The sequence below is a fragment of the Nostoc sp. UIC 10630 genome, assembly GCF_010747425.1.
Classification (GTDB): Bacteria; Cyanobacteriota; Cyanobacteriia; order Cyanobacteriales; family Nostocaceae; genus Nostoc.
Window position 1 is genome coordinate 1 of the sequence record NZ_JAAGOG010000212.1, and the last position, 12,231, is coordinate 12,231.

General features: G+C 40.4%; 14 protein-coding genes and 1 pseudogene. 4 read left to right on the forward strand and 11 right to left on the reverse strand.

Annotated features, from left to right (window positions below):
• Positions 1–161: 161 nt before the first annotated feature.
• The 4 genes from G1O98_RS31715 to G1O98_RS31730 form a co-directional block, all read right to left on the reverse strand.
• Complete coding sequence (locus G1O98_RS31715; protein WP_163936757.1) at positions 162–4,382, reverse strand: chemotaxis protein CheB; 4,221 nt, start codon at positions 4,380–4,382, stop codon at positions 162–164.
• A gap of 193 nt (positions 4,383–4,575) precedes the next feature.
• The gene (locus tag G1O98_RS31720; protein ID WP_163936760.1) at positions 4,576–5,010 is read right to left on the reverse strand and encodes a response regulator; all 435 of its coding nucleotides are present in this window, start codon (positions 5,008–5,010) and stop codon (positions 4,576–4,578) included.
• Positions 5,011–5,589: 579 nt separating this feature from the next.
• Positions 5,590–5,751, reverse strand: coding sequence for a hypothetical protein (locus G1O98_RS31725; protein WP_202985835.1), 162 nt, complete (start codon positions 5,749–5,751; stop codon positions 5,590–5,592).
• A 314-nt stretch (positions 5,752–6,065) separates the two neighbouring features.
• Positions 6,066–6,716, reverse strand: a complete 651-nt coding sequence (locus G1O98_RS31730) for a TetR/AcrR family transcriptional regulator (RefSeq protein ID WP_163936763.1) — start codon at positions 6,714–6,716, stop codon at positions 6,066–6,068.
• A gap of 136 nt (positions 6,717–6,852) precedes the next feature.
• Here G1O98_RS31730 and G1O98_RS31735 point away from each other — a divergent pair, with 136 nt between their 5' ends.
• Positions 6,853–7,842: a Rieske 2Fe-2S domain-containing protein gene (locus G1O98_RS31735; RefSeq protein WP_163936765.1), complete on the forward strand. Its 990-nt coding sequence runs from the start codon at positions 6,853–6,855 to the stop codon at positions 7,840–7,842.
• Between the two features lie 129 nt (positions 7,843–7,971).
• On the opposite strand, the gene G1O98_RS31740 is transcribed toward G1O98_RS31735, so the two are convergent.
• Complete coding sequence (locus G1O98_RS31740) at positions 7,972–8,187, reverse strand: hypothetical protein (RefSeq protein WP_163936769.1); 216 nt, start codon at positions 8,185–8,187, stop codon at positions 7,972–7,974.
• A 101-nt stretch (positions 8,188–8,288) separates the two neighbouring features.
• Positions 8,289–8,702 (reverse strand): hypothetical protein, encoded by a 414-nt coding sequence (locus G1O98_RS31745; RefSeq protein ID WP_163936772.1) that lies wholly within the window; start codon positions 8,700–8,702, stop codon positions 8,289–8,291.
• 251 nt (positions 8,703–8,953) lie between these two features.
• On the opposite strand from G1O98_RS31745, the gene G1O98_RS31750 reads away from it, so the two are divergent.
• From G1O98_RS31750 to G1O98_RS31760, 3 genes are all read left to right on the forward strand, one after another.
• Complete coding sequence (locus G1O98_RS31750; RefSeq protein ID WP_163936775.1) at positions 8,954–9,223, forward strand: hypothetical protein; 270 nt, start codon at positions 8,954–8,956, stop codon at positions 9,221–9,223.
• A 25-nt stretch (positions 9,224–9,248) separates the two neighbouring features.
• Positions 9,249–9,773: a hypothetical protein gene (locus G1O98_RS31755; protein WP_163936778.1), complete on the forward strand. Its 525-nt coding sequence runs from the start codon at positions 9,249–9,251 to the stop codon at positions 9,771–9,773.
• A gap of 149 nt (positions 9,774–9,922) precedes the next feature.
• Positions 9,923–10,162, forward strand: a complete 240-nt coding sequence (locus tag G1O98_RS31760) for a hypothetical protein (protein WP_163936780.1) — start codon at positions 9,923–9,925, stop codon at positions 10,160–10,162.
• Positions 10,163–10,233: 71 nt separating this feature from the next.
• Here the strand turns inward: G1O98_RS31760 and G1O98_RS31765 are convergent, their stop codons facing one another.
• The 5 genes and pseudogenes from G1O98_RS31765 to G1O98_RS31785 all read right to left on the reverse strand — a co-directional run.
• On the reverse strand, positions 10,234–10,419 hold the full coding sequence (locus G1O98_RS31765) for a hypothetical protein (RefSeq protein WP_094346621.1): 186 nt from the start codon (positions 10,417–10,419) through the stop codon (positions 10,234–10,236).
• Positions 10,420–10,822: 403 nt separating this feature from the next.
• Positions 10,823–11,014, reverse strand: coding sequence for a hypothetical protein (locus tag G1O98_RS31770; RefSeq protein WP_163936783.1), 192 nt, complete (start codon positions 11,012–11,014; stop codon positions 10,823–10,825).
• Positions 11,015–11,016: 2 nt separating this feature from the next.
• Positions 11,017–11,322, reverse strand: a complete 306-nt coding sequence (locus tag G1O98_RS31775; protein ID WP_163936786.1) for a hypothetical protein — start codon at positions 11,320–11,322, stop codon at positions 11,017–11,019.
• Positions 11,315–11,716 (reverse strand): hypothetical protein, encoded by a 402-nt coding sequence (locus tag G1O98_RS31780; RefSeq protein WP_163936754.1) that lies wholly within the window; start codon positions 11,714–11,716, stop codon positions 11,315–11,317. The genes G1O98_RS31775 and G1O98_RS31780 overlap by 8 nt, the downstream gene beginning before the upstream one ends.
• Positions 11,635–12,231, reverse strand: a pseudogene (locus tag G1O98_RS31785) (hypothetical protein); the annotation flags it as partial. The pseudogene G1O98_RS31785 and the gene G1O98_RS31780, both read right to left, overlap by 82 nt.

The following is a 12,231-nucleotide window of genomic DNA, read 5'->3' on the forward strand; positions in this document are numbered from 1 at the left end:
ACCCTAACCCTCCCCTTAGAAAGCTATGCGTTACCCGGATCTTTGTTAAAATTTGCGAGAGTCAAGATTCAGTTTTTTATATTTGACAACAGTATCCATAATTACGAATTACGTACAGCCCTTTGGGCATGAAAACAGCGTAGCCCATTACGAATTACGAATTAGACTCGTCCACTTAACTTTGCAATCATCAATACCAATTGATTAAGCTCAATCGGTTTAGCTAGATGCATTTGGAAACCAGCATCAATTGCCATTTGCCGCTCTTGCTCGGTGACATAAGCACTAATTGCTGCTGCTGGAATTTGTCCCCCAGCAAGAGCCTCAAGCTCTCTAACCTGACGAATCAGGCAGTAACCATCCTGCTCTGGCATCCCAATATCTGCTAGAAGCACATCGAATCTACCAGGAGATTCAGTTAGAGTAGCGATCGCTTCCCTTGCCGATGTCACAACCACTACTTCAGCCCCGAAGTTTTCTAACATCGACTTAATTAAGTCGCGGCTATCGGCTTGATCGTCTACAGCCAAGATGCATAACCCTTCAAGGCTCAAGGATGGATTTTTACCATCTAATGGATCTGGAGTCTCTGATAAAAGGCTCGGCTCTAAGTAAGCTAGCGGTGTAATTTGCGGCAGCATTGAGCGCAGAGGCAGCCTGATGATAATTGTGGTTCCTTGTCCTTGACCTGGACTTTGCGCTTGAACTGTTCCACCGTGAAGTTCTACAATATGACGGACGATTGACAAGCCCAATCCAAGTCCCTGATTCGTTTTACTGCTGCTGGAATCTCCTTGGCGGAAGCGCTCAAACACATAAGGCAGCAAGTCTGCCGGGATACCAATTCCGGTGTCGCTGACTCGAATCTCGGCGTGACTATATACAGCTTCGAGCATAACTCCCACTCGCCCATTGGCTGGAGTGAACTTAATCGCGTTAGAAAGTAAATTCCACAGAACTTGCTGTAAACGATCAAAATCCCCGACAACTGTCGCCGAGTTCAACTGTGAATCAATTTGAATGCCTTTGGCCTGTGCGGAAAATTCGATAGACTCAATCGCGGCATTCACTAATGAAACTAGATCGATTAGACGAGTGTTTAAATGAAGCTTTCCACTCGTAATCCGTGAGAGATCCAGCATATCATCGATTAACTGAGCTTGCACATTAGCACTCCGTTCTACCACTTCCCAGGCACGAGTAACTGCTGAAGAATCTAAATTGCAGTTGCGGAAAAGCTGCGCCCAGCCGAGTATAGTATTTAGCGGGTTACGAAGTTCATGGGAGAGGTTCGACAGGAATTCATTTTTGGCTTGGTTAGCATTTTCCGCCTCTTGCCGGGCTGACTGCTCCTGTGCTAGAAGTTGGGATCGCTCTAACTCAAACTGCTTGCGATCGCTAATATCTTCAATCGCCAGCAAAATCCTTTGGCTCTCTCCCTGTTGAACAATTTTCCAACCATTAATCAGCATAGTTTTCTGCCCAATCTGGTCAAAACAATGTTCTATCTCTAAGTTTTGAATAGTGGTATCGTTGGTGAGAATATCTTCTAGGAGCTGTTGTAGTCCAGGTAGGTTCCACTGACCATTCCCTAGTTCAAAAATCAGAGATTGCGTTGTTTCTGATGCTGAAACCTGAAATGTTTCATAAAACGAGCGATTGGCTTTATTCACGCAAAAATCAGAATCAAGCACGATTAACGGCACTTGTACCGTCTCCACAATTGCTTCAGCATAATTCCGGGCTTGTTCTAAGGTTGCAGCACTACGTTTGAGAACATCAATATCTATTAATACCAACACGACACCATCAATCTGGTTTTCTGTGGTGCGATAAGGACGAATACGGAGGTTGTACCAATGTCCCCCTAGAGTTTGGACTTCTAATTCTTTAATGCTGAGTGTGTCAAGTACCTCCAAAATTAGAGATTCTAAGTCAGGAACATCGAGATTCGCTCTGATATCGCTCAAGGGTCGTCCAGCATCGGCGGGAATTAAATTGAAAAGCCGTTGCGCCATTGGCGTAAAACGTCGAACCCGTAAGTCCGAAGTCAATATCAAAATGGGAATATTGATACTGCCAAGCAAATTCGTCAGATCGTTATTAACTTGGTGTAATTCCAGATTTCGAGAGCGAAGTTCTTCATTAGTTGTGTTAAGTTCTTCGTTAGTTGCCTGAATTTCTTCCTTAGCAGTTTCTAGCTCCTCATTGGTGCTTTGCAACTCTTCATTGCTAGAGAGGATTTCTTCATTTGCAACTTTCAAGTCTTGATTGATGTGTTCCTGCTCTTGGATCACCGCTTGCAGATATTCTTGAGTCGCAGCCCTCTCTTGATCGGCGTTTGCGAGTTTAAGTCTTAGCCGAACAATCTCTTGCTCTAAGTCTGGCTGCTCTTGGCTCTCAAGATTAAAAGAGCTGAGATTGTTAACCGTGGGTCGGGCTGATTCAAATAAAACCAAAAAGTAGAATTCTTCGTCGGTCGAAGGCTTGAATGGAATCACTTCAAGATTGATGATTTTTGAAAGATTGCCTTGTTCAATTTGTAATCCTTCTTTTCTAACTAGAATTTTTTGTCGTTGTGCCTGATAAATTGTGGCGCGTAGCTCTACAAGCAAGCCTTGACGCACCATTTTAAATAAGTTGAAACTCGGTTTTCCAGGTGAAAGTTTGAGGTAGAGATCGACTTCTCCCCGAAGTTGCAGCACTTCCATCTTGTTGTTGATTACTACACCCACTGGGGCATAGTGATTCAAGATCAGTTGGTCAGTTTTTCTCTCTAAATTAAACTCATCTGATGGATTCGCATTGGTCAGCTTGGATTCCTCCGCTTTTGTTACCGGATAATTGCTGGTAACGAACGATAGAATTGGACGATTTGCAGTTAGCTTTTTGGCATAAATTTTATACTTTTTGTCAATCAGAGTAAACAACTCCGAATATTTACCTGTGCTTTCTGAAGTCCCTAGCAGCAAAAAACCAGTCGGGTTAAGACTGTAATGGAAGATGGGCAATATCCGTTTTTGCAAAGTTTCGTCCAAGTAAATCAGCACATTCCGACAGCTAATTAAATCTAAGTTGGAAAAAGGGGGGTCACTACCCAAGTCTTGGCGGGCAAACACACACAGTTCGCGGACAGCTTTACTAATTTGATACCCACCGCCTTCAAGGGCATTAAAGAATCTGCGGCGGCGCTCTGGTGAGACTTCTATCATTTGATTCTCTACATAAATGCCCGATCTTGCTTTGTCAATTGCGATCTCGCTGATGTCTGTGGCAAAAATCTGGATTGGCGGCGGGGTGACTTTATCCGACAAAAACTCCAGCAAGGAGATGGCGATCGAATACACTTCTTCGCCCGTGGAACACCCAGCGACCCAAATCCGAATCGGCAACCCTGGTGATTTGTTTTGGATGATACTGGGAAAAACTCGCTCTTTCAAGAGTTGAAATGCTTCGGGGTCGCGGAAAAAATAGGTAACGTGGATCAGAATTTCTTCATAGAGCGCTTTGACTTCACTCGGATTTTCTTGCAAATATTGGGCATAATCCTCCAAGCGTTCTAGTTTATACAACAGCATTCGCCGCTGGATTCGGCGATCGAGGGTGTTGGGCTTGTAGTGGCTGAAGTCAACACCAGTTTGCGATCGCAATAACATAAATATAGTCGTCAGAGTATCCCCAAGTTCTGGCAAGTTCTCAATTGCGATTGGTGGCAATAAGTCAGAAATAAAAGGATTGCGACTGAGGTTTACCAGTTCCTCGGCGATTTTTTGAGGCGGCAGAATAAAATCAACATTCCCGGTGGCAACAGCAGTATTGGGCATACTATCGAATTTTGCAGTGTCTTCACACTGAGCAAAAGTCACACCTCCGGCTGCCTTGATTGCCTTTAGCCCCAGTGAACCATCTCCATCCGCCCCAGATAGAACAACTGCGATCGCTTTGTGCCCTCGATCTGCTGCCAATGAAGTAAAGAACGCATCACCAGGCATATATTTACCCTGAACTTTCTCTCGCGGCGTGAGTTGCAACACTCCATTAGACAACATCATCTTAGTGTTAGGCGGAATGATGTAAACCTGGTTCGGTTCTACAGTCATGCCATCTTGCACTTCAATAACAGGCATTTGAGTTGTTCTTGCCAGAATCTCGCTCAACAGACTCTTGTGGTTAGGGCTTAAGTGTTGAATCAGCACAAAAGCCATCCCTGTATCAGTAAGCAAATGTTTGAGTACCTGCGTAAATGCCTCTAATCCACCCGCAGAGGCGGCAATGCCAACGATGGGAAATAAAGCATCTTTATTGTCTTGTTGCTCTATGTCGAACACTTCATTAGCGGTAGATTCAGATACAGGTTGCTCAGAGGGTTGATCGGATGTCATAAGATCAAGTTTAGTACCGCAATGCTTCGGCGGCTAAGGTTTATATTTTAAGTTGGTTTACCAAATAAAAGTAGGAGCCAGGAAGATAAAGGAAGCGTCAAAAATCTTAAGCTAGTCCAGGGCATATAAAAACTCCTGGCTTAAGCAAAGCTAGCCAGGAGTAGTTCATGACATTAACTAGAGCTAGTTAGAATCAGCGTAAATGAAGATTAGCGGCAATTGCTAAAATGCCAAGCACAGCAACAAAATCGTCGATAACTATAGGTTTAGCAAAGCATAGACTAAACCCAGCTAAGAGAGAACGTTGATACATATCTTCAGTTACAGTGCCTGTCAGAGCAATGGCTGGAACTACTTTGCCTCGTTCTCCCGTAAGTGTTCTTACTTGGTGAATTAGAGCATAGCCATCTTCCTTTGGCGAGGAAATACCATTCAAGAGAATATCAGGTTGCCATTGCACAAATATTTCCATAGCTTGCTCTCCTAAAAATGTCGCTTGCACGTTCACACCATAAGATTGCAACATTGCTGTTAAAGAATCGCAGAAATTGACATCATTATCTACAAGGAGTACTCGTAACCCTTGAAGAAATGAAGGATGAGTATGAAATATATTATTTATATGCATCACAATTTCAAAACTTAGGTTTTATTGAGCTTTGCAATGTCCTTAAGCTGTACATCTATTGTGCTTGCTTGAAGTTCAATAAATGTTTCATCAGTAGGTAAAAAGACGGCAGAGACAATGTATTTAAATTACTCCCGATTCCAATCAGCGTTAAAAACTAATGAGAAAAGTATTTATCATTTGCTTTAATTGCTTAAACTTCAAGAGATATCTAAAACGGCTATACCCACGCTAAAACTATGTTAATTAGTAGTTGTTAATACGACTATAGAACTTGTATTTAATTCTTGAGAAAATCAGCAGTATACATCTGTATCCTTCCTTTTCTGTTTTCTCTCTAATCAAGTAAATTCAATAATTAAATAGGATTTTGATATTTGACTACTAAAACATTAACTTTATTAACAGTGTTTAACGTAACATCCTCTTGTTAGAGTTCATGTTTGAATAGATGTTTTAATAACGTATATTTTATATAAAATGTATATTTTGTTAAAAGTTTTCTAACATAGAAACATTTAAATTATTGCGATAAGCGATAACTTTTCTCTGAAGGAGTTGGGCGAACGTATCTAAATATTATGGTGATGGTTCACAGTTCTGCATTAAGCCTTGTGCCAGACAGAATCTTTTACAGTTAACGAGTTCATCAAGAGTGGGTTTAGTATTTTGCTGCTGGTTTGGCTTGGGCATCTCATATTTGCCAGTGCGCCGCAGGGATGGAAGGACTTCGTGAAACACAAGAGCGTTGGAACCGTTTGGCAACTGGGTTAGGGGACTTGAAGATGAGACGATATAACCCAGGTTCGGTAAAAGTCACAAGCTAGCTACCACAGGTAGAGCTAGTTAAAACCCATCTTCAACTACTTAGATTTATTCCCCTTTTTGAACCAACAATTTCCCAGACACCCCAGCCGTAAAACCTAACCCAATTGCCGCTACAGTAACGCTGGGCTTAATAAATAACGTCGCAATTGCGATAACTGCACCTCAAAGACAGCCATAGCAGCAAAGGATAACAAATTAATATTAAAAATCCAGATAAGCCTTTCCTTTTATGGATGTGAACGTTTAATACCTGCCAAAATAAAGGTGATTGCTTCTTCGGTGTGTTCCTCAATTATTTCTGGACTAAGACAATTAATCTCTGGAGTTAGATGCTTCCAGTTTTCATGAACTGTGAAGTAAAACAGACAAATACTCAAGATATGGGTCAGCGCCAAAAACGGTTTGAGGGGGCGAAAATATCCTTCTGTAATGCCTTGCTCTAAAATTTTGAGCAGATGCTCATGGAGACTCAAAACGTTACATTCCTTGAAATATACTCCTTGATTCTGACTTGCTTCCTGAAACCACAGCATTTGACGCTGAGGATTTTGAGCTTCATTGGCAATCGCAATGCGAATAATCTGCTTTAGGGCATCTTCGGGGGATAAGCCGTCAAAATTCAATTGCCCAAAAATGATTTGAAGTTCATCGACTGGACGTTGTAAGGCTGCTTTGTATAAGCTTTCCTTGCTCTCAAAATAGTAATGAAGTGTTGCAGTTGTTACCTTGGCGCGATTAGCGATCGCACTCAGACGGGCACCGTTTAAGCCATGCCGTGAAAATTCGTACTCTGCGGCATCCAAAATTTGTTGCTGTGTTACCTGGGCATCTCGAACTGGGCGGACTGATTTGGCAACTCGTTTACTATGTCGAACCACTGCATCAAAATTTAGTGTTTGTGTTTATATGGTATCAAAGAGGCATCAAGATTGAAGGCATTGAATCTATGAATTGACGGCACAGCAGTAAGTTGATAAGCTTACTGATTAATTAGTAAGTTAATTTTCTCTAACTATGAAGCAACTGCAAGGCGCACCGTGGCTGTTGGCACATCGTTCCATGCTTAAGCCAAATAAACCAATGAAATTTTCTTTGCTAAGTAATGATTACGTCCTTTGGCAAAATGATTACGGTGTAATTAGTGCTTTACCCAACGCTTGCCCTCACATGGGTGCAATGCTATCAGAAGGATGGTGCATAACAAAACCTAATGGCAGTAGTGTAATCACCTGCCCTTTTCATGCATTGGAATTTGATGCTTCAGGTTGTACAGTCCTGCCTGGCTCTAACAAGCCAACTAAATCGTTAATGCAGCCGCTAGATTTAGTTATCCAAGGAGACTTCATTTGGACTTATGGAGGATATGAATCAAAGGTAGCAATTCCAAACATCATGAATGAAATTGCAGCAGATTATGAGTTCATAGGAGTTACAGGTGAACGCAGCATTTCGACTGATATTTTGAGTTTGCTATTAAATATGCACGACTACAACCACCAAAATGGGACGCATAGAGAATTGTTTGAGATTGAAGAAGTTCAGGTAAAGCAGTTTATTGACGAAGGGCTACATTCCCATGCCTATTTGAGGCAACCTAGAAAGCAACCTACATTTGCGGAAATTTTCCAAAACCCTGCTCAACTAGCGATGCCGAAAGTGTTAGAAGCTCATTTGGAAAATTTCTTTCCGTTTATGGGATTGATGCACGGTGAAAATAAGCTGTTAAGCCTGAAGGAATGCCACTTCTATCTTCCAGAAACAGAGCATCAATCTCGTGTATTTGTCCTGATGTACATGAAAGCACGTTCTCCAATTGCACATTTAATTAGAGGCAATCTGTTAAAGTTAATTGATGTAGTAATAGAGCAAGATGCCAGGATTTTAGGCAACATTTACGCTAATACCCCACAACGAATTAAGTTGAACAATGAGGTGGGAATGGATTGGGTACGACGCAATTTTAAGAGTTTTCCAGCCCAAGGTGAACCGAATTTATCTCAATAGTCTCAAACTGAGTAATAAAAGACACAGCACTGTTTACAGGTAGAGGTAAAAAAAGTAAGAATTCAGTCCTGATTGAGTTGTTTATTTAACTAATGAACTGAGGCGAACTTTGATATCAAAACTTCTCATTCATCCTCCTAAACCAGGAAAAAACTTACCCCAAACACTTTTATTTTTCGGGTCTGATTCTCCCTGGAGAGCGCCTCTTAGACCTTGCTGTTGGGCTTGAATCTCCTGCATATTAAAAGAATGAATCGTCTGAGCTAACTCTGGATTGTCTTCTAACAATTCAGCTTCAAGTGACAATTCTTGCTGCAACAGTTGGGTATTTCGCCGCAAGAACATCTGTTGATTGTGTCGTTGTATGATTTGGGATTCAGTCAGGTGTAATTATTCTGCATAACTTAGAGCTTTACAAGCGTGCCATTGGGCTATTCGTCTGCCTTCTATTTGCGTATTAGCCCTTTTTGCCCCCTCGCAAGGAAGTATGGTAAACCAGCAACTAGAAAACCAATGAGATGCGGCAGAAAACTATAATGAACTGATGGTAGTAATAGATGAATAAGACCACCGATAGTAATTGCCATAGTTGTTCCCCACAATAATGCTCTCTGCCACCAAGTATTGCCTAGCAGACTTACAGACTCAGCACTGCTATAACTAAGACCACCGATAATAGCTCCAATAATTACAATTTGTAAACTATGAGAAGATAGGGCAGCATAAGTAAATCCACCAAGGCTTCCTGCAAAAAATGTAGCAAAATAGTACTTGCGAAGCTTAACCAAAAATGAATCAGATTGATTTATAACAAAATAATGCTTGCGAAACTTAACCAAAAGTGAATCAGATTGACTCATAACAATTACCTTTTAGAGAAAATATCACAAAATTTTACTGGAAGAATCGAACTTCTAGACCACTAAAAAATTAATAATTCCGTTTCTTAGGCGAAAGTTGGACTGATTTTGATTAATATTTTAGCTTATTCTATAAGGGGCTTCTTTCTGTGGGTAAGGCTTAATTTGATGAGACGAATTTGTCTCAACGTAATTTAATTAGTCACTGTACAATAGTTAACGCACTCAAGTGCCGTTGAGCATTGAGATAAATGAATTCGCAAAATGAACTCCTAAAACACCAGCTGATAGAAGCGATTTCTTGTCAAAATCTGCAAGAAATTCAAAAAATCCTAACCCTAGCACAATTAGAGGATCAGACAATAATTCTCAAAGAAGCTCTTGTGCAAGTAGAGTATGCAAATTTTGTTTGGTTCTTGCAAGAATACGCGGGTAAGGAAAGTTATCAACAAGCCGTAAAAGATGTATCGACAAGCATGACTCAAAAACTATTTTCTTGGAGGTTTCAAGCCAGGGGTTGATTTCAACTTACACCCAGATGGTAGGATGTTGGCATCAAAGGAGGCGAATGAATATTTAGAAAAATATCATTCTAAACAACTAGACAATAGCCAAATTTCTGTTGTAGCTCATCCACTACCAAAGTCAATGCAGATGTTAGAAAAAGCTTTAGGTGTGCGATTTTTTGAGAATCTTGGGAGGGTGGCAGCTAAACGTTTAGCCACAATGGATGATGCAACAGCAAGTATTTATGGTCTATGGCTGATGCAAGGGATCAGTGGTCGTCATCCATTGCTGGAAAAAGATTTTTGTGATTGGTTCATGATTGAGATTTGTGGTGAGCGATTATCAGCCTTAGCATCAGCAGACATTCAAGGCTTAGAGTTTAATGGCTTAGTTGTATTTGAAGATTTGTTGATGGCACTGGGCAAAACAAATGTATCGATAGTGAAAGAGAGCGACCTAACTCTTGAAAATTTGCGGTTACTAGATCAAGTTTGGACGGGAGAAAATATGCGAGTGTTTGAATTAATTTCCATCTTGGAAAAAGATGGCGAAGGAAATTTTTAATCAAGATGCGTTCGCTACGGCAATTGTGCGGATTTATGAAGTTAGCTGATTAATAAGTCCCGCATAAACACGGATTCATTCCTGCTGCTTTTCAGTAAAACTGCACTATACAAGTTTTGAAGGTGCATTTATGACTGACTGATACTACAATGTTAGATAACCGTATAAATAAGCACATAAAATTTGAACCATTAGAAGCGACAGTAGCAGCAACAGAAGAAGAGTCAGTAATATTAGCCGAAAAGCTCACACAGGTGGCAATTCCTTTATCCGTATTGTTACAAGCACTGAATCTAGCAAAACACGATAAGGCAGCAGCTTTCCGCTATGCTGACCAATATCTAAACAATATCAAAAAGTCGAAATGGGTTATTATCAAAACGGCTTGAAATTTTCCCATAAAACGCTCGGCTGAATATTTTTCTCCTGATGTAAATTCTCAGTTTTGATTATTCCAGCATCATTTTTCGCCATCATGGTCAACAACTTTACAAGCCTTACCTCTGTATCCTGCGTCCTTGACAATATGATTCAGCTTTAAGGCAGATTCTAACGCTTCAGTTCTATCAGGCAAATTGGTTAATACATCCGCTTTTGTGCCAGAGTTAGATTCTATATAAACTGAGTAAGTCACTTTAATTCCCATTTGTCTTTATCTCCTATTGCTCTACAGTCAAATTCCATATCTTGCTCAAAAGCTATAGTTAATCTTCAAGCTGATTAGGAATTTTCACAAGTAATTATTTTTGGTTTTTGATAAGTACGGCGCTCTAGCTTGTTATTGAAAGCAATAGAAGCTGAGATTAATCTCAAACTAATAAAATACTCAAGGTCATCAGTGCCAGATTTGGAAATGAAATTCCCCTGCAAAGTGATTTTAGTTTCAGATTATTGAATTATTTCAATGTTGGGTTGAATTTTGTTTATTAACTCTTGCAAGTTATCCATAGTTAATCTGGAATTTCATCGAATTTATAAGACTGAAAACTAGTATCAATCAAACCAGACTAAAGGAATTTGGATTTATCTGAGCCAGTTGTAGCAGAAATTTATTCCTCCTTTATTGTTACCCAGTCAGTTAAAACAGCCACACAGCAAGCGGTCAATGTTGGCCTTCTCAATATCTTATTTTCATGTTTGGCGACATAACCACCCTCCAAGTCATTCTGCTCAAAATAAACCCCAATTACGTTAAAAAGCTTATTAGCAACATCAAGAGAAATAGATTTCGACCAAGACATATTTATCTCCCACCCAATCCCGGAAAAAACTTACTCCAAACACTTTGCTCTTTTGACACTGATTCTTCTGAGCCTAAAACATTCTCTAGCCCTCGCTGATTACTCTGAATCTCCTGCATATTAAGAGAATGGATCACCTGGGCTAACTCTGAATTCTCTTCTAACAATTCAGCTTCAAGCTCTAACTCCTGCTGCAACAGTTGGGCATTTCGGCGCAAGAACATTCGTTGCTGATGTCGTCGCCTGATTTCAGATTCAGTGAGTTGTAAGCCTTCTTCAAAATTAAAATTCTCGTAATCGCTATACATAACGTTTAATTCCTCCGTAAAGTAATTGATACCCTAATCGCAATCTGATAATAAATTCGTCAGTATTGCGATTACCCCAAACAGGATTACTAGGATTTTTAATCCAGTTAATTGGACTATGACAAATCTCTTGATGACAACGGTAGCACGTAGGAAATGTTGAGACTCCAATAACATCATTGCCGTAGTAAGCGTGATGGATTTCTTCACTTTTCTTAGTCAGGCAAACGACACAATAATTGTGAGTTTTTCTGTGAGCGATTGCTACTTGCTTTCTGTACTCTTTGGGATTACCATATCGAGCATTCCAGTTTAATTGTCTGGGTAGCCGAGATTTTCTAATAGTAATGTTACTCCCTTTTCGTTTAACTCTTGCCCTGTTAATTCGTACCACTTTTGTTTGATTTCCTGAAAATGTGGTCTTCTCCCTAATTCTGTTGCCCATTTTCTAATTTCTTGATACCAGTCAACCTGCTGCTGTGAGGATTGCTGATTATTTTTAGAACTATTAACAGTGTCACTATTCGGTTTGGAATCCTGTTTTTGTTCCAGACCTTTGATATCAAATTCCGGGATTAGAGCAACAAAGGGATTAGACCGAGTAGGAATCACTAGAGCATATCGAACTCCGGCTTTATCTAACATTTCGCAAGCCTGCCGCAAGACTTCTAAAATCTCCTTTTTAACGTTTACAAAGTCTTGTGGATGGTCAAGGATATAACTCGATGTCTGCCCTACAGCAATAAAGCAAACGTTTTTCAGAGATGGGCGGCTAAATCCGGTTTCCCCAGAGAGCGGGGACTGGCCCATAAATAGACCATGACCCTTTAACCCAGCAGTGAATTTGATGATATAGTTCCAAAAACCCTGCAAATCTTTGGCAGTATCAGCATCAACCATTCCTGGAAG

Bases quoted from the DNA above. Each gene is read 5' to 3' on its own strand.
- G1O98_RS31750 (WP_163936775.1), top strand. From the start codon at position 8,954: ATGAATTCGCAAAATGAACTCCTAAAACACCAGCTGATAGAAGCGATT.
- G1O98_RS31775 (WP_163936786.1), bottom strand. From the start codon at position 11,322: ATGTATAGCGATTACGAGAATTTTAATTTTGAAGAAGGCTTACAACTC.
- G1O98_RS31765 (WP_094346621.1), bottom strand. From the start codon at position 10,419: ATGGGAATTAAAGTGACTTACTCAGTTTATATAGAATCTAACTCTGGC.
- G1O98_RS31735 (WP_163936765.1), top strand. From the start codon at position 6,853: ATGAAGCAACTGCAAGGCGCACCGTGGCTGTTGGCACATCGTTCCATG.
- G1O98_RS31755 (WP_163936778.1), top strand. From the start codon at position 9,249: ATGTTGGCATCAAAGGAGGCGAATGAATATTTAGAAAAATATCATTCT.
- G1O98_RS31720 (WP_163936760.1), bottom strand. From the start codon at position 5,010: ATGCATATAAATAATATATTTCATACTCATCCTTCATTTCTTCAAGGG.
- G1O98_RS31745 (WP_163936772.1), bottom strand. From the start codon at position 8,702: ATGAGTCAATCTGATTCACTTTTGGTTAAGTTTCGCAAGCATTATTTT.
- G1O98_RS31740 (WP_163936769.1), bottom strand. From the start codon at position 8,187: ATGTTCTTGCGGCGAAATACCCAACTGTTGCAGCAAGAATTGTCACTT.
- G1O98_RS31715 (WP_163936757.1), bottom strand. From the start codon at position 4,382: ATGACATCCGATCAACCCTCTGAGCAACCTGTATCTGAATCTACCGCT.
- G1O98_RS31760 (WP_163936780.1), top strand. From the start codon at position 9,923: ATGTTAGATAACCGTATAAATAAGCACATAAAATTTGAACCATTAGAA.
- G1O98_RS31770 (WP_163936783.1), bottom strand. From the start codon at position 11,014: ATGTCTTGGTCGAAATCTATTTCTCTTGATGTTGCTAATAAGCTTTTT.